At 60.9% G+C, this 24,736-nt stretch carries 22 protein-coding genes; 12 read left to right on the forward strand and 10 right to left on the reverse strand.

Translation table 11 applies throughout. The annotated features are described in order from the left end of the window. The first annotated feature begins 101 nt into the window (after positions 1-101). The 5 genes from GQA94_RS12710 to prpF all read left to right on the forward strand — a co-directional run bounded on the left by GQA94_RS12710 (position 102) and on the right by prpF (position 6,890). Positions 102-824, forward strand: a complete 723-nt coding sequence (locus GQA94_RS12710) for a GntR family transcriptional regulator (protein WP_158188366.1) — start codon at positions 102-104, stop codon at positions 822-824. Next, positions 821-1,708: a methylisocitrate lyase gene (gene prpB, locus GQA94_RS12715; protein WP_158188367.1), complete on the forward strand. Its 888-nt coding sequence runs from the start codon at positions 821-823 to the stop codon at positions 1,706-1,708. Before GQA94_RS12710 ends, prpB begins: the two co-directional genes overlap by 4 nt. Positions 1,709-1,793: 85 nt before the next feature. Continuing rightward, positions 1,794-2,921 carry a bifunctional 2-methylcitrate synthase/citrate synthase gene (prpC, locus tag GQA94_RS12720; protein WP_158188368.1) on the forward strand — a complete coding sequence of 376 codons (1,128 nt, stop codon included), beginning with the start codon at positions 1,794-1,796 and terminating at the stop codon, positions 2,919-2,921. A 76-nt stretch (positions 2,922-2,997) separates the two neighbouring features. Continuing rightward, on the forward strand, positions 2,998-5,595 hold the full coding sequence (gene acnD, locus GQA94_RS12725; protein WP_158188369.1) for a Fe/S-dependent 2-methylisocitrate dehydratase AcnD: 2,598 nt from the start codon (positions 2,998-3,000) through the stop codon (positions 5,593-5,595). Positions 5,596-5,696: 101 nt separating this feature from the next. Continuing rightward, positions 5,697-6,890 (forward strand): 2-methylaconitate cis-trans isomerase PrpF, encoded by a 1,194-nt coding sequence (gene prpF / locus GQA94_RS12730; protein WP_158188370.1) that lies wholly within the window; start codon positions 5,697-5,699, stop codon positions 6,888-6,890. 142 nt (positions 6,891-7,032) lie between these two features. Here the strand turns inward: prpF and ppsR are convergent, their stop codons facing one another. After that, positions 7,033-7,851 (reverse strand): posphoenolpyruvate synthetase regulatory kinase/phosphorylase PpsR, encoded by an 819-nt coding sequence (gene ppsR / locus GQA94_RS12735; RefSeq protein WP_158188371.1) that lies wholly within the window; start codon positions 7,849-7,851, stop codon positions 7,033-7,035. 156 nt (positions 7,852-8,007) lie between these two features. On the opposite strand from ppsR, the gene ppsA reads away from it, so the two are divergent. The 7 genes from ppsA to GQA94_RS12770 all read left to right on the forward strand — a co-directional run bounded on the left by ppsA (position 8,008) and on the right by GQA94_RS12770 (position 15,039). Then, positions 8,008-10,380 (forward strand): phosphoenolpyruvate synthase, encoded by a 2,373-nt coding sequence (ppsA, locus tag GQA94_RS12740; RefSeq protein WP_158188372.1) that lies wholly within the window; start codon positions 8,008-8,010, stop codon positions 10,378-10,380. Positions 10,381-10,596: 216 nt separating this feature from the next. Then, the gene (rraA, locus tag GQA94_RS12745) at positions 10,597-11,085 is read left to right on the forward strand and encodes a ribonuclease E activity regulator RraA (protein ID WP_158188373.1); all 489 of its coding nucleotides are present in this window, start codon (positions 10,597-10,599) and stop codon (positions 11,083-11,085) included. Between the two features lie 50 nt (positions 11,086-11,135). Beyond that, positions 11,136-12,143 carry a zinc transporter ZntB gene (locus GQA94_RS12750; RefSeq protein ID WP_423835316.1) on the forward strand — a complete coding sequence of 336 codons (1,008 nt, stop codon included), beginning with the start codon at positions 11,136-11,138 and terminating at the stop codon, positions 12,141-12,143. Positions 12,144-12,197: 54 nt separating this feature from the next. Then, the gene (locus tag GQA94_RS12755) at positions 12,198-12,443 is read left to right on the forward strand and encodes a CrfX protein (RefSeq protein WP_158188374.1); all 246 of its coding nucleotides are present in this window, start codon (positions 12,198-12,200) and stop codon (positions 12,441-12,443) included. A gap of 2 nt (positions 12,444-12,445) precedes the next feature. After that, positions 12,446-13,276: a mechanosensitive ion channel family protein gene (locus tag GQA94_RS12760; protein WP_158188375.1), complete on the forward strand. Its 831-nt coding sequence runs from the start codon at positions 12,446-12,448 to the stop codon at positions 13,274-13,276. Positions 13,277-13,381: 105 nt separating this feature from the next. Next, positions 13,382-13,948 carry an RNA polymerase sigma factor SigX gene (sigX, locus tag GQA94_RS12765; RefSeq protein WP_158188376.1) on the forward strand — a complete coding sequence of 189 codons (567 nt, stop codon included), beginning with the start codon at positions 13,382-13,384 and terminating at the stop codon, positions 13,946-13,948. A gap of 98 nt (positions 13,949-14,046) precedes the next feature. Continuing rightward, positions 14,047-15,039, forward strand: coding sequence for an OmpA family protein (locus GQA94_RS12770; protein ID WP_158188377.1), 993 nt, complete (start codon positions 14,047-14,049; stop codon positions 15,037-15,039). 724 nt (positions 15,040-15,763) lie between these two features. Here the strand turns inward: GQA94_RS12770 and GQA94_RS12775 are convergent. The 9 genes from GQA94_RS12775 to GQA94_RS12815 all read right to left on the reverse strand — a co-directional run bounded on the left by GQA94_RS12775 (position 15,764) and on the right by GQA94_RS12815 (position 24,704). Beyond that, on the reverse strand, positions 15,764-17,359 hold the full coding sequence (locus GQA94_RS12775) for an isocitrate lyase (protein ID WP_158188378.1): 1,596 nt from the start codon (positions 17,357-17,359) through the stop codon (positions 15,764-15,766). 504 nt (positions 17,360-17,863) lie between these two features. Then, positions 17,864-18,670, reverse strand: coding sequence for a secretin N-terminal domain-containing protein (locus tag GQA94_RS12780; protein WP_158188379.1), 807 nt, complete (start codon positions 18,668-18,670; stop codon positions 17,864-17,866). Continuing rightward, positions 18,667-19,296, reverse strand: a complete 630-nt coding sequence (locus tag GQA94_RS12785) for a histone acetyltransferase HPA2 (protein ID WP_158188380.1) — start codon at positions 19,294-19,296, stop codon at positions 18,667-18,669. The genes GQA94_RS12780 and GQA94_RS12785 overlap by 4 nt, the downstream gene beginning before the upstream one ends. Positions 19,297-19,302: 6 nt before the next feature. Further along, complete coding sequence (locus GQA94_RS12790; protein WP_158188381.1) at positions 19,303-19,728, reverse strand: GNAT family N-acetyltransferase; 426 nt, start codon at positions 19,726-19,728, stop codon at positions 19,303-19,305. Beyond that, the gene (locus tag GQA94_RS12795) at positions 19,721-20,887 is read right to left on the reverse strand and encodes a cupin domain-containing protein (RefSeq protein WP_158188382.1); all 1,167 of its coding nucleotides are present in this window, start codon (positions 20,885-20,887) and stop codon (positions 19,721-19,723) included. Before GQA94_RS12795 ends, GQA94_RS12790 begins: the two co-directional genes overlap by 8 nt. A 76-nt stretch (positions 20,888-20,963) precedes the next feature. Next, positions 20,964-22,334 (reverse strand): adenylosuccinate lyase, encoded by a 1,371-nt coding sequence (gene purB / locus GQA94_RS12800; RefSeq protein ID WP_158188383.1) that lies wholly within the window; start codon positions 22,332-22,334, stop codon positions 20,964-20,966. Between the two features lie 111 nt (positions 22,335-22,445). Continuing rightward, positions 22,446-23,069, reverse strand: a complete 624-nt coding sequence (gene hflD / locus GQA94_RS12805; protein WP_158188384.1) for a high frequency lysogenization protein HflD — start codon at positions 23,067-23,069, stop codon at positions 22,446-22,448. Beyond that, positions 23,066-24,196, reverse strand: coding sequence for a tRNA 2-thiouridine(34) synthase MnmA (gene mnmA, locus GQA94_RS12810; RefSeq protein WP_158188385.1), 1,131 nt, complete (start codon positions 24,194-24,196; stop codon positions 23,066-23,068). The genes hflD and mnmA overlap by 4 nt, the downstream gene beginning before the upstream one ends. Positions 24,197-24,263: 67 nt before the next feature. Continuing rightward, positions 24,264-24,704, reverse strand: coding sequence for an NUDIX hydrolase (locus tag GQA94_RS12815; protein ID WP_158188386.1), 441 nt, complete (start codon positions 24,702-24,704; stop codon positions 24,264-24,266). Positions 24,705-24,736 lie beyond the last annotated feature (32 nt).

Here is a 24,736-nt window from a genome sequence, read left to right on the forward strand (position 1 = left end):
GGCGAGCTTCCGGCAGATTGTCGACAATAGCCGTTCGTAGCATTGACTCGACGGCGATGCAGGCATAATTTGTGCGCATTGCTCAACGAGGTGTCAACAATATGCTCGATGCGTTGGAAGTCGCTCGCCCTGATCAGGTCGACAGCGGAACCCTGTCCGAGCACGTTTTCCGGTTGATCCAGGCCGCCATCGTTAAAGGCGAGATTGCTCCGGGTAGCAAGATTTCGGAACCCGAACTCGCACGCACCTATGGGATCAGTCGCGGGCCGCTGCGCGAGGCGATCCATCGGCTGGAGGGGCAGAAGCTGCTGGTGCGCGTGCCGCACGTAGGCGCACGGGTCGTTTCGCTCAGCCATGCGGAACTCATTGAACTCTATGAAATTCGCGAGTCGCTGGAGGGCATGGCCTGCCGGCTGGCCGCGCAACGCATGAGCGAGAGCGAGATCGATGAGCTGCGTCGCGTGCTGGAGACCCATGAGCGAGACGAGGCCTTCAGGGCTGGCGTGGGCTATTACCAGCAGGAAGGCGACTTCGACTTTCACTATCGGATCATTCAGGGCAGCGGCAATCGCACGCTGACCCAGATGCTCTGCGGCGAGCTGTATCAGCTCGTGAGGATGTATCGCATCCAGTTTTCCGCGACCCCGAACCGTCCCCATCAGGCGTTTGCTGAACATCATCGGATTCTTGACGCCATCGCCGACCGGGACGGGGAATTGGCCGAGTTGTTGATGCGCCGGCATATCGGCGCGTCCAAGCGCAATATCGAGCGCCACTACCAGGCGGCTCAACAACAGACACCACAACCAAGAGGTGAGGCATGACACTTCCTACTCCCGGCCAGCGTTTCCGCGATGCGGTGGCCAGTGAACACCCGCTGCAGGTGGTTGGCGCAATCAATGCCAATCACGCGCTGCTGGCCAAACGGGCCGGTTTCAAGGCGATCTACCTGTCGGGTGGCGGTGTTGCGGCCGGCTCGCTTGGTCTGCCCGATCTGGGCATCAGCGGGCTGGATGACGTGCTGACCGATGTACGCCGGATCACAGATGTCTGCGATCTGCCGTTGCTGGTCGATGTGGATACCGGTTTCGGCTCCTCGGCGTTCAACGTGGCGCGTACCGTCAAGTCGATGATCAAGTTCGGCGCCGCGGCGATTCACATCGAGGACCAGGTGGGCGCCAAGCGTTGCGGCCATCGTCCGAACAAGGAAATCGTCTCGCAGCAGGAAATGGTCGACCGGATCAAGGCGGCGGTCGATGCGCGTACCGACGACAGCTTCGTGATCATGGCGCGTACCGACGCGCTGGCGGTCGAGGGGCTCGAGTCTGCTCTGGAGCGTGCACAGGCCTGCGTCGACGCGGGTGCGGATATGGTCTTCCCGGAAGCGATCACCGAGCTGTCGATGTACAAGCTGTTCGCCGAAAAGGTTGGTGCGCCGATCCTTGCCAACATCACCGAGTTCGGCTCGACACCGCTGTACACCACGGACGAATTGGCCAGTGCCGACGTTTCACTGGTGCTTTATCCGCTGTCCGCGTTCCGTGCGATGAACAAGGCGGCCGAGAACGTCTACACCGCGATTCGCCGCGACGGGACGCAGAAGAATGTCGTCGACACCATGCAGACCCGCATGGAGCTGTACGAGCGCATCAACTATCACGCGTTCGAGCAAAGCCTCGACGCGCTTTTCGCGCAGAAGAAGGGCTGAGGTAAGCGGGCGATCCACGGCGATCGCCAGTCTGATGAATGAGCAGATTTGCAGTATCCAGAATAAATTCAATAAGGAGAAAGCAATGGCTGAAGCAAAAGTATTGAGTGGCGCTGGCTTGCGTGGCCAGGTCGCCGGGCAGACCGCGCTGTGCACGGTCGGCAAGACCGGTGCGGGCTTGACCTACCGGGGTTACGACGTACGCGATCTGGCGGCGCAGGCGGAATTCGAAGAGGTCGCCTATCTGCTGTTCTATGGTGAACTGCCGACGGCGCAGCAGCTTGCCGAATACAAGGCGCGTCTGAAAACCATGCGCGACCTTCCGACGGCGCTGAAAGAAGTGCTGGAGCGGATTCCGGCTGACGCGCATCCCATGGATGTCATGCGTACCGGGGCGTCCGTCCTGGGCACGCTCGAACCGGAACGCTCGTTCGAGCAGCAGCGCGACGTGGCCGAGCGACTGATGGCCGCCTTCCCGGCCATGATGTGCTACTGGTATCGCTTCACCCATGATCAGCAACGGATCGAGTGCAGCAGCGATGAAGACACGCTGGGCGGTCATTTCCTGGCCCTGCTGCACGGCAAGAAGCCGAGCGAGCTGCACGTCAAGGTGATGAACGTCTCGCTGATTCTCTATGCCGAACACGAGTTCAACGCCTCGACCTTCACCTCGCGCGTCTGCGCATCGACCTTGTCGGACATGTACTCCTGCGTTACCGGCGCCATCGGCTCGCTGCGCGGTCCGCTGCATGGCGGCGCCAACGAGGCGGCGATGGACATGATCGAGCAGTGGCAGTCGCCGGACGAGGCGGTGCAGGGCATCCTTGGCATGCTCGAACGCAAGGACAAGATCATGGGCTTCGGTCACGCGATCTATAAAGAGTCCGATCCGCGCAACGAGGTCATCAAGGTCTGGGCGAAAAAGCTGGCCGATGAAGTGGGCGATACCGTGCTGTTCCCGGTGTCGGTCGCCGTCGACGAGACGATGTGGGCACAGAAGAAACTCTTCCCCAACGCCGACTTCTACCATGCTTCGGCTTATCACTTCATGGGCATCCCGACCAAGCTGTTCACGCCGATCTTCGTCTGCTCTCGCGTCACCGGCTGGGCTTCCCACGTCATCGAACAACGGGCCAACAATCGCATCATCCGGCCAAGTGCCGAGTATGTCGGTCCGGAACAACGCAAGGTCGTTCCGATCGCTGAGCGCTGATCGAAAAGGGGAGCGCGCGCTGGCGTTCTCCCCGACCTGCTTCTGCGAACATTTTCACTGGATTGAGTCTTTCGGCATGAATACAGAACATCGCAAACCGCTGCCCGGCACGCAGCTGGACTACTTCGATACCCGCGCCGCGGTCGAAGCCATCCAGCCTGGGTCCTACGACACGCTGCCCTATACGTCGCGCGTACTGGCCGAACAGCTGGTGCGGCGTTGCGACCCGGCCACCCTGACCGACTCGCTGAAGCAGATCATAGAGCGTCGCCGCGACCTGGACTTTCCCTGGTATCCGGCGCGCGTGGTCTGTCACGACATTCTCGGCCAGACCGCTTTGGTGGACCTGGCCGGCCTGCGCGACGCGATCGCCGAGCAGGGCGGTGATCCGGCCAAGGTCAATCCAGTGGTGCCGACCCAATTGATCGTCGACCACTCGCTGGCCGTCGAATATGCCGGCTTCGACCCTGAAGCGTTCGAAAAGAACCGTGCCGTCGAAGAGCGTCGCAACGAGGACCGTTTCCACTTCATCGAGTGGACCAAGACGGCCTTCAAGAACGTCGATGTGATTCCGGCCGGCAACGGGATCATGCACCAGATCAACCTGGAGAAAATGTCTCCCGTCATTCAGGCCCGGGGCGGCATCGCCTTTCCGGACACCTGCGTCGGAACCGACAGCCACACCCCGCACGTCGATGCGCTCGGCGTGATCGCCGTGGGCGTTGGCGGCCTGGAAGCCGAGACGGTCATGCTCGGGCGCGCTTCGATGATGCGCCTGCCCGATATCGTCGGCGTCAGGCTGACCGGCAAACGGCAGCCCGGTATCACGGCGACCGACATCGTCCTGGCGCTGACCGAGTTCCTGCGCAGGGAGCGCGTGGTCGGCGCTTATGTGGAGTTCTTCGGGGACGGCGCGGCGAGCCTGACCATCGGCGACCGCGCGACGATTTCCAACATGTGCCCGGAGTACGGCGCGACCGCTGCGATGTTCTACATCGACCAGCAAACCATCGATTACCTGAAGCTGACCGGTCGTGAACCGGAACAGGTAGCACTGGTGGAAAACTACGCAAAGACCACCGGCCTCTGGGCTGATGCGTTGGTCGACGCCGAATACGAGCGGGTACTGGAATTCGACCTGTCGAGCGTCGAGCGCACCATGGCCGGTCCGTCCAACCCGCATCGCCGCCTGCCGACTTCGGCATTGCATGAGCGCGGAATCGCGGTGGATCTCGACAAGGCGCAAGCCGAAGAACGTGAAGGGCTGATGCCGGACGGCGCGGTGATCATCGCCGCGATTACCAGTTGCACCAACACGTCGAACCCGCGCAACGTGGTCGCCGCCGGCCTGCTGGCGAAAAAGGCCAACGCGCTGGGTTTGATGCGCAAACCCTGGGTCAAGACGTCATTCGCACCGGGCTCCAAGGTGGCCAAGTTGTACCTGGAGGATGCTGGCCTGCTGACGGAGCTGGAAGCGCTCGGTTTCGGCATCGTTGCCTATGCCTGCACCACCTGCAACGGCATGTCGGGCGCGCTGGACCCTGCGATCCAGCAGGAAATCATCGAGCGCGACCTGTACGCCACGGCGGTGCTGTCCGGCAACCGAAACTTCGATGGTCGTATCCATCCGTACGCCAAGCAGGCGTTCCTGGCATCGCCGCCGCTGGTGGTCGCCTATGCGATTGCCGGAACCGTGCGTTTCGATATCGAGAAAGACGTGCTGGGCCATGATCAGGCCGGCAATCCGGTGACGCTCAAGGACCTCTGGCCGAGCGACGAAGAGATCGACCGCATCGTCGCGGCGTCGGTCAAGCCGGAGCAGTTCAAGCAGATCTACATCCCGATGTTCGATCTGGGCACAGTGGTCGAGGCCGAAAGTCCGCTGTATGACTGGCGCCCGATGTCGACCTACATTCGTCGTCCGCCGTACTGGGAAGGCGCGCTTGCAGGAGAGCGGTCGCTCAAGGGCATGCGCCCGCTGGCGGTACTGCCGGACAACATCACCACCGATCACCTGTCGCCGTCGAACGCGATCCTGCTGGACAGTGCTGCCGGTGAATACCTGGCCAAAATGGGCCTGCCGGAAGAGGACTTCAACTCTTACGCCACGCATCGCGGCGACCACCTGACGGCTCAACGCGCGACCTTCGCCAACCCGCAATTGATCAACGAGATGGCGGTGGTCGACGGGCAGGTGAAGAAGGGCTCGCTGACCCGCGTCGAGCCGGATGGCACGGTGATGCGCATGTGGGAAGCTATCGAAACCTACATGAATCGCAAGCAGCCGCTGATCATCATCGCGGGCGCCGACTACGGCCAGGGTTCGTCTCGCGACTGGGCGGCCAAGGGCGTTCGGCTGGCGGGCGTGGAAGCCATCGTCGCCGAGGGCTTCGAGCGTATCCATCGCACCAATCTGGTCGGCATGGGCGTGCTGCCGCTGGAGTTCAAGCCCGGCACGACACGCCTGACGCTGGGCATCGACGGTAGCGAAACCTATGACGTGCTCGGCGAGCGCACGCCGCGGGCGACGCTGACGCTGGTGATCACGCGCAAGAACGGCGAGCGCATCGAGGTGCCGGTCACCTGCCGCCTCGATACCGCGGAGGAAGTCTCGATCTACGACGCCGGTGGGGTGCTGCAACGCTTCGCCAAGGACTTCCTCAACCAGTCCTGAAGGGGCGTCAGGCATCGCTGCCCAAGACGCAGCGATGCCTTCCTATGACTCAATCCGTGCCATGGCCAGTGGGTCATGGCTTTTTATGAGGGCAGGTTTCCATGGCTCATGCAGCGCAACTGAAAATTCCGGCCACCTACATGCGCGGTGGCACCAGCAAGGGCGTGTTTTTCCGACTGGAAGATTTGCCCGTTGAGGCGCAGGTTCCCGGCATGGCGCGGGACAAACTGTTCCTGCGCGTCATTGGCAGCCCCGACCCTTACGGCAAGCACACCGACGGTATGGGCGGCGCGACATCCAGCACCAGCAAATGCGTCATTCTGTCGAAGAGTGAGCGCCCGGAACACGACGTCGAATACCTCTATGGCCAGGTCTCGATCGACAGCGCCTTCGTCGACTGGAGTGGCAACTGCGGCAACCTATCTACGGCGGCCGGCGCCTTTGCGCTGCATGCGGGGCTGGTCGATCCGGCGCGGGTTCCGCAGGACGGCGTCTGCAGTGTGCGCATCTGGCAGGCCAATATCGGCAAGACCATCATTGCGCACGTGCCGGTGAGCAATGGAGACGTGCAGGAAACCGGCGATTTCGAACTGGACGGCGTGACCTTTCCATCCGCCGAAATCGTCCTGGAATTCATCGATCCGGCAGACGAAGGAGACGGTGAGGGCGGTGGCTCGATGTTCCCGACGGGGAATCTGGTCGACTCGCTCGAGGTGCCCGGCGTCGGCGTGTTGAAGGCAACCATGATCAACGCCGGCATCCCGACGATCTTCATCAACGCCGAGGAGGTCGGGCTCACCGGTAGCGAACTGCAGGATGCGATCAACGGCAATCCGGAGACGCTGGCCATGTTCGAACTCATTCGCGCACACGGTGCGCTGCGCATGGGGCTGATCAAGACGCTTGAGGAAGCCGGCAAGCGTCAGCACACGCCCAAGGTGGCATTCGTTGCCAAGCCGCGGGATTACGTCTCGTCCAGCGGCAAGGCGATTGGCGCCTCGGACGTTGACCTGCTGGTGCGTGCGCTCTCGATGGGCAAGCTTCACCACGCGATGATGGGCACCGCGGCGGTCGCCATCGGCACTGCCGCCTCGATTCCCGGCACCTTGGTCAATCTGGCGGCTGGTGGCGGAGATCGTTCTGAGGTGGTCTTCGGGCACCCCTCCGGTACGTTGCGAGTGGGCGCCGAGGCACGTCAGGTCGCCGGCGAATGGACGGTGCTCAAGGCCAGTATGAGCCGCAGCGCACGAATACTGATGGAAGGCTGGGTGCGTGTTCCGCGCGATGGGTTCTGAGGGCACGCGCCGCGTCAGCCTGCTCCCGCCTGCTTCCGCCTGCGTCTGATCGCAACGCCCGTTCATGGCGATTACGCAATCAAACGCCATGAAGCAAAAAGTCCGCACTAAGCGGACTTTTTGTTGTCTAGCAAAGCGGCACTTATTTGAGACGGCGCTCGACGCCTTTCTCGACCAGAATCTTGGCGGATATCTCTTCCACCGAGAAATGGGTGGAGTTGATGTAGTTGATGTTCTCGCGGCGGAACAGGTTTTCCACCTCGCGAACCTCGAACTCGCACTGGGCGTAACTGGCATAGCGGCTGTTGGGTTTGCGCTCGTTACGGATGGCCGTCAGCCGGTCCGGGTCGATGGTCAGGCCGAACAGCTTGTCCCGGTGGGTTTTCAAGGCGGTGGGCAGTTGCAGGCGCTCCATGTCGTCTTCGGTCAGCGGATAATTGGCTGCCCGGATGCCGTACTGCATCGCCATGTACAGGCAGGTGGGCGTTTTGCCGCACCTTGAGACACCGACCAGGATGAGGTCCGCCTTGTCGTAGTAGTGCGTGCGGGCGCCGTCATCGTTGTCGAGAGCGAAGTTGACCGCGTCGATTCGCTCCATGTAGTTGGCGTTATGGCCGATCGAATGGGATTTGCCGACCGAATAGGAGGAACGTGACATCAGTTCATGTTCCAGCGGAGCAAGGAAGGACGAAAAGATGTCGATCATGAAGCCATTGGATTCAGCCAGGATGTCCCGAATTTCCTGGTTCACAAGCGTATCGAATATGATCGGGCGCGCACCGTCGCTTTCCGCCGCTTTATTGATTTGCTGTACCATTGCCCGCGCTTTTTCGGCCGTGTCGATATACGGTCGGGTGAGCTTGGTGAAGCTGATGGTCTCGAACTGTGCCAACAGGCTCTGGCCGAGTGTCTCGGCCGTGATTCCGGTACCGTCGGATATAAAAAATGCAGTTCGTTTCATTGCGCCTGGGACCTTAAGTCAAGAACGGTTCTCAGCTATAGTAGGCCCCTTCGCCGAGCCTCGATTGGCGGGCATTGTTACCTATTTTGCAGGGCCAGACCACCGTGCTGCGGATGAGCACGAACCGAGTTTCCAACACAACGTGGAGAGATCACCTTGGTAGAGTACGTAGTTTCCCTCGATAAGCTCGGCAATCATGATGTTGAGCGTGTAGGGGGCAAGAACGCCTCCCTGGGCGAGATGATCAGCAACCTCGCAGGTGCGGGTGTTTCGGTACCAGGCGGTTTCGCCACGACAGCTCAGGCCTATCGTGATTTCATGGAGCTCAGCGGTCTCAACGAGCAGATCCATGCGCTTCTCGATGCATTGGATGTCGATGACGTGAACGCGCTGGCCAAGGCGGGCGCGCAGATCCGGGGCTGGGTGATGGAGGCTGAATTCCCGCCGCAGCTCGATGCCGATATCCGCACCGCATTCGCGGAAATGGCCGGCGGCAACGAAAACATGGCGGTAGCGGTTCGCTCGTCCGCCACCGCCGAGGACCTGCCGGATGCTTCCTTCGCTGGCCAGCAAGAGACCTTCCTCAACATTCGCGGTGTGGACAATGTGATCCGCGCCACCAAGGAAGTGTTCGCATCGCTGTTCAACGATCGCGCCATTGCCTATCGCGTACACCAGGGCTTTGATCACAAGCTGGTCGCCCTGTCCGCGGGTGTGCAACGCATGGTGCGTTCCGAGACCGGCACCGCCGGGGTGATGTTTACCCTGGACACCGAATCCGGCTTCCGTGACGTTGTGTTCATCACGGGCGCCTACGGGCTCGGCGAAACCGTTGTGCAGGGTGCGGTCAACCCCGACGAGTTCTACGTCCACAAGCACACCCTGGAAGCCGGCCGTCCTGCCATCCTGCGTCGCAACCTGGGCAGCAAGGCGATCAAAATGGTCTACGGCGAAGAAGCCAGCGCCGGCAAATCGGTGAAGACTGTCGAGGTCGATCAGGCCGACCGCATGCGCTTCTGCCTGACCGACGCCGAAGTCGCCAACCTTGCTCGCCAGGCAATGACCATCGAGAAGCACTACGGTCGCCCGATGGACATCGAGTGGGCCAAAGACGGCGACGACAACCAGCTGTACATCGTTCAGGCGCGACCGGAAACCGTGAAGAGCCGTAGCAGCGCCAACGTCATGGAGCGCTACCTGCTCAAGGAAAAGGGCACCGTCCTGGTCGAAGGCCGCGCCATCGGGCAGCGCATCGGTGCCGGCCCGGTCAAGATCATTCACGACGTGTCCGAGATGGACAAGGTTCAGCCAGGCGACGTACTGGTGTCCGACATGACCGACCCGGACTGGGAACCGGTGATGAAGCGTGCCAGCGCCATCGTGACCAACCGTGGCGGCCGTACCTGCCACGCGGCCATCATCGCTCGTGAACTGGGCATTCCCGCCGTCGTCGGCTGCGGCAACGCCACCGAGCTGCTACAGGATGGCCAGCGCGTCACCGTGACCTGCGCCGAAGGCGACACCGGTCTGATCTTCGAAGGCGAGCTGGGCTTCGACATCCGCCAGAATTCCATCGATGCCATGCCGGAGTTGCCGTTCAAGATCATGATGAACGTTGGCAACCCGGACCGCGCGTTCGATTTTGCCCAGTTGCCGAATGAGGGCGTGGGGCTTGCTCGTCTCGAGTTCATCATCAACCGCATGATCGGCGTGCACCCCAAGGCATTGCTGAATTTCGACGGTTTGCCGGCGGACATCAAGGCCAGCGTCGAAAAGCGTATCGCGGGATACGGTGACCCGGTCGATTTCTACGTCGAGAAGCTGGTCGAAGGTGTCAGCACGCTGGCGGCCGCATTCTGGCCCAAGAAGGTCATCGTGCGTCTGTCGGACTTCAAGTCCAACGAATACGCGAACCTGATCGGCGGCAAGCTCTACGAGCCGGAAGAAGAGAACCCGATGCTCGGCTTCCGTGGCGCTTCGCGCTATATCAGCGAGTCCTTCCGCGACTGTTTCGAACTCGAATGCCGCGCCATGCGCAAGGTTCGCGATGAGATGGGCCTGACCAACGTCGAGCTGATGGTGCCTTTCGTGCGTACACTCGGCGAGGCGTCGCAGGTCATCGATATTCTCGGACAGTTCGGCCTCAAGCGCGGTGAGAACGGTCTGCGCATCATCATGATGTGCGAACTTCCGTCCAACGCCCTGTTGGCCGATGAGTTCCTCGAGTTCTTCGATGGTTTCTCCATCGGCTCCAACGACATGACACAGCTGGCGCTCGGGCTGGACCGCGATTCCGGCATCATCGCCCACCTGTTCGATGAGCGTAATCCTGCTGTCAAGAAGCTGTTGGCGAGCGCCATTCAGGCGTGCAACAAGGCGGGCAAGTACATCGGTATCTGCGGCCAGGGACCCTCGGATCATCCTGATCTGGCCAAGTGGCTGATGGAGCAGGGGATCGAGAGTGTCTCGCTGAACCCCGATTCGGTACTGGACACCTGGTTCTTCCTGGCGGACGCCGAAATCAAATAATCGCAGGTTGAAAAAGGGCGGTCTCCGCCCTTTTTCATGCGCCGCGAGAGCGCGATTGCATCGCCTGGCTGCGTTGCAGCGGAGCTCCGGCGGTGCGAATGCGATATGGTGGGCAGCGAGCCAGGCGCTGGGCCCTGTGGTGCGGCGAGGCGCTATCCGTCGATGGAGATGGTCAGTGCCAGGGCCCGGTGCGATTCCTCTTCAAGGAGATTTCCCATGCAATACGTCACTCCCGATCTGTGCGACGCCTACCCTGAGCTGGTGCAGGTGGTAGAGCCTATCTTCAGTAATTTTGGCGGACGCGACTCCTTTGGCGGGCAGATCGTGACGATCAAGTGCTTCGAAGACAATTCGCGGGTCAAGGAACAGGTGGATGTCGAGGGTACCGGTAAAGTGTTGGTGGTCGATGGCGGTGGCTCGCTACGGCGTGCACTGCTCGGCGACATGCTGGCAGAAAAGGCCGCCCGTAACGGCTGGGAAGGATTGATCATCTACGGGTGTATCCGTGATGTCGATGTGATCGCCCAGACCGAGCTCGGCGTACAGGCGCTGGCCACTCACCCGATGAAGACCGACAAGCGTGGCATTGGCGACCTCAACGTGCCGGTGACGTTCTGTGGGGTCACGTTCCGTCCTGGCGAATACCTGTATGCCGATAACAACGGTATCGTCGTCTCGCCCGAAGCATTGAAGATGCCCGGCTGAGCACGGCGTCCGGTCACCCGAGCCCGGCTATGCCGGGCTTTTGCAATTTGATGGGGAACACGATTTTGTCTGAGGATTCGGGCCATTCGGGGCTCTTGCACGCGCTGGTGCTGGATGGGAAGGGTGGCGCGCGCCAGGTTGCCTACGCGGACGTTCCCTCGCTGGAACTGGCCGAGGCAGAAAGCCTTTGGCTTCACTGGGATCGCAGCCAAAGGCCGGCACAGACCTGGCTACGCAAGCGAAGTGGGTTGAGCGAATTCATCTGCGACGTGCTGCTGGAAGAAAACACCCGGCCGCGCCTGCTGGCCTTGCCTGGGGACGAGTTGCTGCTGTTCCTGCGTGGCGTCAACCTTAACCCCGACGCCGAGCCGGAGGACATGGTTTCGCTGCGGGTGTTTGCCGATGCGCGACGGGTCATCTCGCTGCGCCTGCGTCCGCTGCGATCCACCGAAGTGGTGCTCGAGCAACTGCGAGCCGGTATCGGACCGAAGACCTCATCCGAAATCCTGCTCGGTCTGGCCGATGCGCTGACCGACCGGGTCGATGACCTGGTGGCGGTGCTGACCGAGAAGCTGGACGAAGAAGAAGAGCGGATCGAGACGGATGAACGCTACACACCGCCTCAGGACAGGATGCTCTCGCTGCGCCGGCAAGCGGCGAGCCTGCGACGCTTTCTGCTGCCACAACGCGAAATTTACGCGCAGCTCACGCGCAATCGCTTGCCCTGGTTCGTCGATGACGATACGGACTACTGGAACGAGCTGAGCAACCGTCTGATTCGCTACCTCGAGGAGCTTGACCTGGTGCGTGAGCGAGTCAATCTGGTGCTCGAGGCAGAAGAAAGGCGAATGCGCGAGCGGATGAACAGAACCATGTATCTACTCGGCATCATCACCGGTTTTTTCCTTCCGATGAGTTTCCTGACCGGTTTGCTCGGCATCAATGTGGGCGGTATCCCGGGATCGGAGAACCCATACGGGTTCGCGTTGGCCTGCGCCGTCATCGCGGGGGTGGCCGGCTTTCAGTGGTGGATATTCCGGCGCCTGAAGTGGGTGTGAATGTGACTCGTCACACGGTCGGGCCGTCTAGAGCAGACTGTTAGCGAGGTAACCATGCGCGATCCTTTCGAAGAATCCTTGCGGGACATGCTCAACGCGCAACCGGCGCGTGACGACGATGCCTGCCTGGACCGCGTACTGAAGACGGCCAACCGTCAGGTTGGTGCCGGCGATCTGTTCGGCCTGATGGGGCATTGGCTCCAGACCGTGCTGATCGCCTTCAGCAGCGGGGCGCCGCACGCGTCGGCGGTCACGCGTCGTCGTTCCTCCTCCCACTCTTCTTTCGATAAGGCTGATTGATCATGGAATTGGATCCCTGGAGCCAGAGTCTGCTGGGTGCGATGAGCGCACTCTGGGCGCCTATCGCGGCGTTCATACCGCGGCTGTTCGGTGCGTTGCTGGTCGTGGTCGTTGGCTTCGTCGTTGCCAAACTGCTCGATACGCTGCTCTCCAAGCTCCTGGCCAAGATTGGCCTGGACCGGCTGGTCGCCGGAACCGGTGTGACCAAGTTGCTCGGGCGTGGAGGCATTCGCTTACCGGTATCGGCCTTGATCGGCAAGATCGTCTATTGGTTCGTGTTGTTGGTGTTTCTGGTCTCGGCCGCCGAATCGCTCGGTCTGGCCCGCGTATCGGCGACGCTCGACATGCTGGCGCTGTATGTGCCCAAGGTGTTCGGGGCGGCGCTGATCCTGCTCGTAGGGGTCCTGCTGGCCCAGTTGGTCAATGGCCTGGTTCGCGGCGCCGCTGAAGGTGTCGGGCTCGACTACGCCAGCGGCCTGGGGCGGATTGCCCAGGGCCTGGTGATCATCATTATCATCTCGGTCGCTATCGGCCAGCTCGAGGTCAAGACCGAGCTGCTCAACTACGTGATCGCCATTGCACTGATCTCCGTCGGGTTGGCGGTTGCGCTGGCCCTGGGGCTCGGTAGCCGCGAACTGGTCAGTCAGATTCTCGCCGGCATCTATGTGCGTGAGCTTTACGAGGTCGGCCAGCAGGTACGCCTCGACGGGCTGCAGCTCGAGGGCACCATCGAAGAGATCGGCACAGCCAAGACCCTGCTGCTCACCGAAGACGGCGAGCTGGTCTCGATTGCGAACCGAGTACTGCTCGAACAGCGCGTGGGCAGCCGTTAGGCCCGGAATCTGTTAAAGTGCGCCGCCTCTTTTGCGGGTTGCCCTGCATAGCGGCCACGACTTTTGCCGGTTCGAAGCGTTTTGACTAAAGCCCATCCGCCTACCATGAGCTACGACCCCCGCCAGCTTTCCGATGAGGAGCTGGTGCAGCGTGCCCATGCGGAACTGTTTCATATAACGCGCGCCTATGAAGAGCTGATGCGGCGCTATCAGCGGACGCTGTTTAATGTGTGCGCGCGCTATTTGGGAAACGACCGAGACGCAGATGACGTGTGTCAAGAAGTGATGCTCAAGGTTTTGTATGGTTTGAAGAACTTCGAAGGCAAGTCGAAGTTCAAGACATGGCTATACAGCATCACCTACAACGAATGTATTACTCAGTATCGGAAAGAGCGGCGCAAGCGCAGGTTACTTGATGCGCTGAGTCTCGATCCGGTCGAGGAAGCATCAGAAGAAAAAGCACCGAACGTGGAGGAAAAGGCGGGCCTAGACAAGTGGTTGGTCCATGTGAACCAGATCGATCGGGAAATTCTGGTGCTGCGCTTTGTCGCGGAGCTGGAATTCCAGGAGATCGCCGATATCATGCACATGGGTCTAAGCGCAACGAAGATGCGATACAAGCGCGCATTGGATAAACTACGTGAGAAATTTTCGGGAATCGTTGAAACTTAATGGCAACAAGCTGTCTTAGTGATAGCGAACAGCTTTGGCTTAGAGACAGCCGGTTTCCTTAGATTGTTCTGATACTCACCACAGATGGGGATTTACGGATGAAACTTAAAAACACCTTGGGCGTTGTAATTGGCTCTATGGTTGCTGCTACTTCACTTAGCGCGCTCGCCCAGGGCCAGGGCGCTGTAGAGGTGGAAGCATTCGGCAAGCACTACTTCTCCGACAGTGCTCGCGGCTTCGAAGACGAAGGCGAGCTCTATGGCGCTGGCGCCAGCTACTTCCTGACCGATGATGTCTCCCTGGGTCTGTCCTACGGTGAATATCACGACGTCACCTCCGACGAGCCTGTAGCGGGCGGCGGCCACAAGAACATCAAGGGCAGCCTGACTTCCCTCGATGCGGCCTACCATTTCGGTCAGCCAGGCGTCGGCCTGCGTCCTTACGTTTCCGCCGGTATGGCTCACCAGAGCATTGGCCAGGCTGCGCGTAGCGGCCGTGACCGCAGCACGTTTGCAAACATCGGTGCGGGTCTGAAGTACTACTTCACCGAAAACTTCTTCGCCAAGGCCAGCGTCGACGGCATGCACAACATCGACGCTGGCGACAGCGAATGGATGGCCGGTGTAGGCGTCGGTCTGAACTTCGGTGGCGGTGCGCGCCAGCAGGTCGCCCAGGTTGAGCCGACTCCAGAGCCGGCACCGGCTCCGATCGTCGATACCGAGCCAGAGCCGGAACCAGAGCTGGTACGTGTCGAGCTGGACGTCAAGTTCGACTTCGACAAAGCTCGCGTTCGTGAAGAAAGCTACAGCGACATCAAGAACCTGGCTGACTTCATGCAGCAGTACCCACAGACCAGCACCACCGTTGAAGGTCACACTGACTCGGTAGGTACCGATCAGTACAACCAGCGTCTGTCCGAGCGTCGTGCTCAGGCTGTTCGTGAAGTACTGGTCAACCAGTACGGTGTTGAAAGCCAGCGCGTCGACTCGGTTGGCTACGGCGAAACCCGCCCGGTTGCTGACAACAGCACCGAGGAAGGTCGTCAGATCAACCGTCGTGTAGAAGCTGAGGTCGAAGCACAGGTTCGTTGATTCGTACCAAGTGCGGCAAGGCTCATCGAAGGTGAGCCTTGCAGACTTCCAAAAATCCGATGCCAGGTTTCTGGCATCGGATTTTTTTTGGCCCAACACACCGGTTCCGGCTCGTAGGGCTGTTCGGCCCCAGCGATGAGGCGACCGAAGCGATACAGTGCCCTCGGTCACGTAGCCGGCTTGGCCGGGCTGGCGGTCGGGGCAAGGCGAGATTGGCCGGCAAGCGTCCGGCCGGGGCTGGATAGCGCGGATGCGAGCGTTGTTTGCCAGGACTGCCGATGGTCCCACGCTGGCGTAAGCCCGCACGGGAGCACGTACTGACCAAGGGCATTCGCCCACGTGGACCGCCTCTTGCAATGCCAAAGCGAAGCCGCCTGGGGGCCTATCGAAACGTCGTGTCGCAGGGTGGGGGTTACGCGAGCGAGATTGGGTTGGCTCGGGTATCGGCGCGCCGAGCGGCCGGGCATTCCGGTCGTCTTCCCTCCATGCCCAGGGGAGGCAAGCAGGCGCTGATCGGTCTCGTCCACATGGTGCGGTGCGAGCAACATGCCGATGGCGACCGTGGGTGCCGACAGGTTAGGGCTGCAGAGGATCGTCGCGCTCTTGCGTCAAGATTGGAAAGGCGAGACATAAAAAAATGCTGCTCCACTGGGGAGCAGCATTCGGCGGATGCCGGGGTATCGCTTAACCTCGGTTCGGGCCGAAGCCCGAACCGAAACCACGCTTAGTGGAACTGGTTCATGGTGTTGTCTTTGCCGCTAGCCTTCAGTGCCGCTTCGCCAGCGAAGTATTCCTTATGGTTGTCCCCAATATCGGAGCCAGCCATGTTCTGGTGCTTGACGCAGGCGATGCCCTGGCGCAGTTCCTGACGCTGAACACCCTTGACGTACGCCAGCATGCCTTCCTCGGCGAAGTAGCCTTTAGCCAGGTTGTCCGTCGACAGTGCTGCGGTGTGGTAGGTCGGCAGGGTGATCAGGTGGTGGAAGATACCCGCCTGAGCGGAGCCATCGCGCTGGAAGGTGCGGATCATTTCGTCTGCGCGGACGGCCAGTTCGGTCTCGTCATAGTCAACGCTCATCAGCTTGGCGCGGTCGTAGGCGGAAACGTCCTTGCCTTCGGCAGCCATGGCATCGAAGACCTGCTGACGGAAGTTCAGCGTCCAGTTGAACGACGGGCTGTTGTTATACACCAGCTTGGCAGTCGGAATGACTTCGCGGATGCGGTCGACCATGGCCTTGATCTGGCCGACGTGAGGCTTCTCGGTTTCGATCCACAGCAGGTCGGCGCCGTTCTGCAGCGAGGTGATGCAGTCCAGTACGCAGCGATCTTCACCAGTGCCCTTGCGGAACTGGAAGAGGTTGCTTGGCAGGCGCTTCGGACGCAGCAGTTTGCCTTCACGCTTGATCACGACGTCGCCGTTGCCCAGTTCGGCTTCGGTGATTTCTTCGCAATCAAGGAAAGAGTTGTACAGGTCGCCCAGATCGCCCGGCTCTTTGGTCACGGCGATCTGCTTGGTCAGGCCGGCACCCAGGGAATCGGTACGCGCCACGATGACGCCGTTATCGATACCCAGCTCAAGGAAGGCGTAACGGACGGCGGCGATCTTCGCCAGGAAGTCGGCATGAGGAACGGTGACTTTACCGTCCTGGTGACCGCACTGCTTCTCGTCGGATACCTGGTTTTCGATCTGGATGCAGCAAGCACCCGCTTCGATCATGCGCTTGGCCAGCAGGTAGGTCGCTTCCGGGTTGCCAAAGCCGGCGTCGATGTCGGCGATGATCGGGACAATGTGGGTTTCGTAGTTGTCGATCTGGTTCTGGATGTCGGCAGCCTTGGCGCTGTCGCCTGCTTCGCGGGCGGCATCCAGTGCAGTGAACAGCAGGTCCAGCTCACGCGAATCGGCCTGACGCAGGAAGGTGTAAAGCTCTTCGATCAGGTCGGAAACGGCGGTTTTCTCGTGCATCGACTGATCGGGCAGCGGTCCGAACTCCGAGCGCAGGGCGGCAACCATCCAGCCCGACAGGTAGAGGTAGCGCTTGTTGGTCGTCTTCAGGTGCTTTTTGATGGAGATCAGCTTCTGCTGACCGATGAACCCGTGCCAGCAACCCAGCGACTGCGTGTAGACGGACGAATCGGCGTCGTATTCGGCCATATCCTTGCGCATGATGTCGGCGGTGTATTGCGCGATTTCCAGACCGGTCTTGAAGCGGTTCTGAGCGCGCATACGGGCTACGGATTCAGGGTTGATAGCGCTCCAGCTGCTTCCAGCTACTTCTTTCAGAGCGGCAACGGCCTTGATGTCGTTTTGATAAGCGGACATGGTCAATCCTTCAAAAAATTCGTGTTTGGTTGAGCACCGACTTTCCCACCGAAACCTACGTGCTTACGCTGATCATGCGGGCTACACGCGGCAGAGCGTCGAAATACCGACCGGGACGAGGATTGGACCAAGAGAGGAGGGGTGTGCAGTTACGACCGCAAGAGCTGTCGGCTCGCGGCGGAATGATCGTGGCATTCCAACACACAGCGGCAAGGCCGTTGCGTGAGCAGCGATACTGACGTCTCGAGCTGATGCGTGAATCGCTTCCCCGTCCCTCAGGACGACTCGTTCCAGTCGCAACCTCGTCAGTCCGCCTTGTGGGCAGTACAGTCACGGAACGCCTCTGCTGGTTGGCTGAGTGCGATCCGGAGGCCCTTTCCAGGGCCCCTGGTTAGCGGGAGCGGGGCCATAATGCGCTGGCAGAAAACGTTCGTCAAATGTTTTGTAGTGCTTTTTTTAAGGCACTACATATTTCGAGGCGAAGCGGCGGGCCACCGAACTTTTCTAGTCCAGGGTGTCTACTTTCAGTCGTAGCGACAGGTCCTGGCGGCCTTGAGTGGAATATCGACGCAGCGTCCCGTGCTGGCTGGAGCTGGCGCTTTCGTCGATGCCGCCAAGCGAAATCCACTCTCCGAGCCGTCCACTGACACGGGTGTCGGTTTGCTGGATATCGATAGCGCCCGTGGCGGACGGATTGACGCGGTCCTGCTGGCTGCTGACGGTGACCTGTACACGGTCGCCATGGATCGTCGCGGTGGCGTAGAACCCGCGAGTCACGTCGCGGTACTGGGTCTGCTGGTAGATCTGGCCGTACCCATCGGTGCCACGCGTGGTAATCGGCACGCTCTGGCCGACCTGTATGAGCGCAGGGTATCCCTCGGTAGCCTGGACCTGTTGAATGCCGCCACCCTGGCTGCTGGTGCTGCGACGAATAATGCGGACCTGATCCCGGTCGTTCCTTTCGCCGCGCCCGGTGTGGGCCTCGACGTCTCCCGCTCGTATCGAGCCATCGACGCTGTAACCGCTGTCACTGCCGGTCGCGGCGTTCTGCGTGTCGATGCTGATCAGCAATCTGCGCGGTTCGCTGTCCAGTTGGGACAATACGTCGCGCAGCTCGCGGATAACCGAGGCGGGTGCGTTGACGATCAATTGGTTGCCATAGGCGTTCACCTTGCCCTGGTCGCCAACGACCGATTGCGCGATTGGCAGAACGTCTTCGGCCAGTCGAAAATTCAGCGGAATCACCTCGGTCGCTGCCTGAAGCGATACGCTGACCATCAACAAGAAGGCGGCGAGAAAACGGCGGGTCATAGCAGAAAGCTCCGCAGGTCAGGGTCTGACACACTGTGGTCCCAGGCGCCATCGAACTGCCGCTGCAGCTGGCGAGCGCGGCCGGGATCACGGTAAAGCGAATAGCCAGCATACGCGTCAGGATCGGGGCAAACCAGCACGCCACAGCCATCGGCTACCAGGAAAGTGGACGATGGCACCGCAGAGTCAGGGTTGAGTTTGCGTATCTGCATGTTGCTGCTCAAGCGACGCGACAGCCCAACCAGGCGGTGGCCGTGCCTGACGGCTTGGGAAGAATCCTTGAGCAGGACGCGCAGACGATTGCGCGGATGCATGCGCAGGAAGCCTACGCACGCCTGCTGAACGCTGCTGTGGTTATACAGCAGTGGGTCGAGATCGGGGCTGTAGAGACTCAAGCTGCGTCGTGCTTGCCCAATCATGGCGAGCACGTGTCGCCGGGCCTCGTCGGGGGAATCGAATGGCTGGATATCGCTCGTTTGGCCAAGAACGAAAGGCGCCGGCAGAGCGTGCGCCGACGGGGCGGGCGGCGCCGGAGGGTTATCGATCGAAAAGCGACCCGGAGAGTGGAAGTCGATGGCCGCCAGCTCACTGGTGGCGTTCGGACGATCCGGGTCGTCGGTGCGCATCGGAAGTCAGCTGCTCTTGCGAAGCATGTCGACGTGCGGTAAGCCCGCTTCGAGGAACTCTTCGCTGATGACCTCGAAGCCAAGTCGTTCATAGAAAGCCGTGGCATGCACCTGGGCGGTAAGCCGTTGCTCGGTCAGGCCACGGCGTTCGGCTTCTTCGATCACGGCTTTCATCAACGCGCCTCCCACGTTCATTCCACGCCAGTCACGAAGGACTGAAACGCGCCCGATGTGCCCATCGTTGAGCAATCGAGCGGTGCCGATGGGATAGCCGCTTTCCAGCGCAAGAAAATGAACGGCTTCGGCGTCGTCTGCGTCCCATTCGAGTTCCGGTGGAACCGACTGCTCTGCAATGAACACGGTTTCACGAATCCGCCTCAGATCGGCATTATCCTGTTGCCAGTCGGCGATGCGTACCTCTATGTCACTCATCAGCAAACTCCAGACTTCCCTGTTTGACCAACTGCAATATCAGATTACGCCCATCCTCGTCGTTCAGCCACGTCGCAAGGTTGTTCGCATGCAGCGCGTCAGCCGAACAGATCAGCTTCAGCAGCTCCTTCATGTGACCTGGAAGCAGCCGGCTCTGGCCGCTGGCGAACAGCAGCAGGCCGATGTCGACCTCGCTCCAGGCCAGGCGCGCGCTCAGGTTTCGTACCAGTATGGCACCCTCATCGAGCGCTGCGAACAGCGCCTGCTCTTCAATCTCAGGCCCTTGCACGCGCTCTGGATAGCGCGGTTCTGTCATGAACTGACCGAACCAGGTGAGCAAGAGGCGCTCATCGCTCATGTGCTCGGTGAGCATCGCGCGCAGACGATCCAGTGCATCGCTCTGGATCTGATGCGGATCCTGGGCAGGGACCAGATCGGCATCGCTGTAGCGCTCTTCGTCGGGCAGGAATTGTGCGAGAAAATCGGTGAAATGGGTCAGCACCTCTGCTGCGCTGGGCGCGCGGAAACCCAGCGAATAGGTCATGCACGCGTCTTCGGCAGTGCCGAAATGCGCCAGCCGTGGCGGCAGATAAAGCATGTCGCCGGGCTCGAGCACCCACTCGTCGGTACCCTGGAAGTCCGCGAGAATCCGCAAATCGGCATGCGCCAGCAGCGGGCTGTCACTGTCGCACATCTGCCCCAGCCGCCAGCGGCGTTGGCCGTGGGCCTGTAGCAGAAACACATCGTAGTTATCGAAATGCGGCCCCACACCGCCGCCAGGCGCCGCGAAGCTGACCATCACATCGTCGATTCGCCAATTGGGCAGGAAGCGGAAGTGCTCGATGAGCTCGGCGACTTCCGGGACCAATTGGTCGACTGCCTGTACCAGCAGCGTCCAGTCGCGCTCCGGCAGGTTCTGGTAGGTTTCCTCGCCGAACGGGCCGCGGCGCAGCTCCCAGGGATGCTCGCCGTGCTCGATGACCAGGCGAGACTCTACTTCTTCTTCCAATGACAGGCCGGCGAGTTCGTCCGGGGAAATCGGGCTTTCGAAGGCCGGGATGGCCTGGCGAATCAGGAGAGGCTTCTTCTGCCAGTAGTCACGCAGGAACTCTCGCGCGCTGATGCCGCCGAGAATTTGCAAAGGGATGTCGGAAGTCATGCCAGTTACCTTGCTCTGCTACAGAGCTGCAAATAAAAACGCCCGGCACAGCCGGGCGTGCAAAGAAAAGGGTCGTTCAGATCCGCTTGGCCTGGGCCGCGGCGTTGCCGATGTAGTTGGCTGGGGTGAGCTTGCGCAGCTCGGCCTTGGCTTCGGCCGGCATGTCCAGGTCATCGATGAACGCCTGCAGAGCCTCCGGGCTGATGCCTTTGCCTCGGGTCAATTCCTTGAGCTTCTCGTAGGGGTTCTCGATGGCGTACCGGCGCATGACGGTCTGGATCGGCTCGGCCAGCACTTCCCAGCATGCATCTAGGTCCTCGGCGATACGCGCTGCGTTGAGCTCCAGCTTGCCGATTCCCTTGAGGCTCGCCTCATAGGCGATGACGCTATGAGCAAAGCCGACACCCAGGTTGCGCAGTACGGTGGAATCGGTCAGGTCCCGCTGCCAGCGCGAAATGGGCAGCTTGCTCGCCAAGTGTTGCAGCAGGGCGTTGGCGATGCCCAGGTTACCTTCGGAGTTTTCGAAATCGATCGGGTTGACCTTGTGCGGCATGGTCGACGAACCGATCTCGCCGGCGACGGTGCGCTGCTTGAAATAGCCCAGCGAGATGTAGCCCCAGATGTCGCGGTCGAAGTCGATCAATATCGTGTTGAACCGTGCGACGGCATCGAACAGCTCGGCAATGTAGTCGTGCGGTTCGATCTGCGTGGTATAGGGGTTCCAGGAAAGCCCCAGATCGGCCTCGATGAATTCGCGTGCGTTGGCTTCCCAGTCGACGTCTGGGTAGGCAGACAGGTGGGCGTTGTAGTTACCCACCGCGCCGTTGATCTTGCCCAGCAGCGGCACGGCGGCGACCTGTGCGATCTGCCGCTCGAGGCGGTAGACCACGTTGGCCAGTTCCTTGCCGAGGGTGGTCGGCGAGGCGGGTTGGCCGTGTGTGCGCGACAGCATCGGAACATCGGCGTGGGCGATCGCCAGTGTACGAATGGCCTCCGCCAGTTGGCGCATCAGCGGCAGCAACACATCGTCGCGGCCCTCGCGCAGCATCAGCGCATGGGAGAGGTTGTTGATGTCTTCGCTGGTGCAGGCGAAGTGAATGAACTCATTGACCTTGGCGAGTTCTGGCAACTGCTTGGCCTGCTCCTTGAGCAGGTATTCCACCGCTTTCACGTCGTGGTTGGTGGTCCGCTCGAATTCCTTGACGCGCTCGGCATGCTCGAGCTGGAAATTTTCCGCCAGCTGGTCGAGGAGTGCGTTGGCCTCGTCGGAGAAGGGTGCGACTTCCGGTATCCCGGCATGGGCGGCCAGACGCTGCAACCAGCGAACTTCAACCTGAACGCGGCAGCGAATCAGGCCGAATTCGCTGAATATGGGGCGCAGAGCGCTGGTTTTGCCGGCGTAGCGGCCATCGACAGGGGAAACCGCGGTGAGCGATGAAAGCTGCATAGAGGGCATTCTCGGACAGTCGAGCAACGAAAAGAGGGCGCAGATTATACATGAATGCGGGCCAATGCCGCCGCCCCGGCTAGAACCGTTGTCGCGCCGGGGCGTGGCGGCTTATTCCGACCGGAGCAGGGGATACAGAGCGTCAAGCAATTTGCGGCGGCTGAATACCATCTGCCAACGGTGCCCGCCGAGCTGTCGCCAGAGCCGGGCGGAACGTATCCCGGCCAGCAGCAATGCGCGAATCTTGGCAGCATTGTCGCTTTGCTGAAGGTGACGCATGTCCCCCTGCACCTGGATGCGCTGGCGGAACGTGCTGAGGGTGTCCTGATACAAGCCGCCAAAGGACGCGATCACGTTTTCGTGTGTCAGCCCGAAGTGGTCGGCTTGTTGTTGTATCTGGTCCAGCCGGCTTGCAATCACCTGCAACAGGTCGCCCCGTTTGTCCAATTGGCGCTCGAGGCCGATCATCGCCAGCGCATAACGCAGTGGCTCGCGCTGCAGGCTGCTGGTATCGCGCTCCAGTGCGCCGACCAGGGCGCGGTAACCGTCGCGCAGGTTGAGGTCGTCGCCCCCGTAGATGTCCAGGGCAGGCTTGTCTTCGCGAACCAGCAGGCTGCCGAGCAGGCTGCCCAGCGCCGCGTTCGGCACCTGGCCGGTCCGCGCGATCCGGTCGACCAGTGCGGCCGCTTCGAATACCGCTCCGAGCGCAACCAGTTGCTCCTGCAGGGGCGTCATGGGCGCGCTCCGGTGAACCAGGGCTCGGCCGTTTCGATCACGCCGCCGCCGAGACAGACATCACCCTGGTAAAACACCACGGACTGCCCGGGCGTGACGGCGCGTTGAGGTTCGTCGAACAGGGCTCGATAGCCGTCGGCGGTCTGCTCCAATGTGCAGGCCTGATCACCCTGCCGATAACGGACCTTGGCGGTAAGGCGCAGCGGCGATGACAGCGCGACGGGGTTGACCCAGTAAATCTCCGAGGCGAACAAGGCGCGCGAGAACAGCCAGGGATGATCATTGCCCTGACCAACGACCAATACATTGCGCTCGAGGTCCTTGCTCAAGACATACCAGGGTTCGTCTCCGGCGTCCTTGAGTCCGCCGATGCCCAGGCCCTGGCGCTGGCCGATGGTGTGATACATCAAGCCATGATGGCGCCCGATCACGTCGCCGTCGATCGTCTCGATATCGCCTGGCTGCGCCGGCAAATACTGTTTGAGAAAATCGCTGAAGCGGCGTTCGCCAATGAAGCAGATGCCGGTGGAGTCCTTCTTTTTCGCTGTCGCGAGGCCGTGCTTTTCTGCGATGGCCCTTACCGCCGGCTTTTCGAGTTCGCCTACCGGAAATAGCGTCTTGCTCAACTGATCGCCGCCGACGGCATGCAGGAAGTAGCTCTGGTCCTTGTTCGGATCGAGGCCCTTGAGCAATTCGCTGCGTCCATCGATGTCGCGGCGCCGCACGTAGTGCCCGGTTGCGATCAGGTCGGCACCGAGCGCCAGGGCATAGTCGAGGAACGCCTTGAACTTGATTTCGCGATTGCACAGGATGTCCGGATTCGGCGTGCGACCGGCCTTGTACTCGGCCAGGAAGTGCTCGAAGACGTTGTCCCAATATTCGGCTGCGAAGTTGGCGGTGTGCAGCTTGATGCCGATCCGGTCGCAGACGGCCTGAGCGTCGGCCAGATCCTCACGTGCGGTGCAGTACTCGGTGCCGTCATCCTCTTCCCAGTTCTTCATGAACAGGCCTTCGACCTGGTACCCCTGTTCGAGCAGAAGCAGGGCGGAAACCGAGGAGTCGACGCCACCGGACATGCCGACTATGACGCGCAGGTTTTCAGGGGCAACGGATGTTGAATCAGACATGGCGACTCAGAGCTGACTGCAAAAGGTGTAATTCTAACAGGCTGGCCGGGCAAGCGGTTAAGGCCGATCAGTCGCGCACGACGGCGAGTGGGTGTGTCGGTCCTGCCAGATAGTCGTCGATGCAGCGCAGGATCAGTTCGCTGCGCCACCGCTCCGGTTGAGATGCCAGTTCGTCCCGTGTCATCCAGCAAGCCCCGACGATGCCGCTGTCGAGCGACCGTTGCGGGTCATGGCGAACCGGATGGGCCGAAAAGCAGATGCGTTGATAGGTGACGTCGTTGCTTGGTGCGGTGTAAAGGTAAACGCCGACGACGCCGCTCAGCTCGACCTCCCATCCGGTCTCCTCGAGCGTTTCGCGCACAGCCGCCTGGCGCAGTGTCTCGTTGGGCTCCAGATGCCCAGCCGGTTGGTTCAGGACCAGCCGACCGCCTTTCGATTCTTCAACCATGAGGAAGCGGCCGTCCGTTTCGACGATCGTGGCCACGGTGATATGAGGATGCCAGGTCATGTTTCAAGGGTCCTGTCTGTGCATGTCGATAG

Origin of the sequence: Stutzerimonas stutzeri, from assembly GCF_009789555.1 — a bacterium.
GTDB classification, from domain to species: Bacteria; Pseudomonadota; Gammaproteobacteria; order Pseudomonadales; family Pseudomonadaceae; genus Stutzerimonas; species Stutzerimonas stutzeri_R.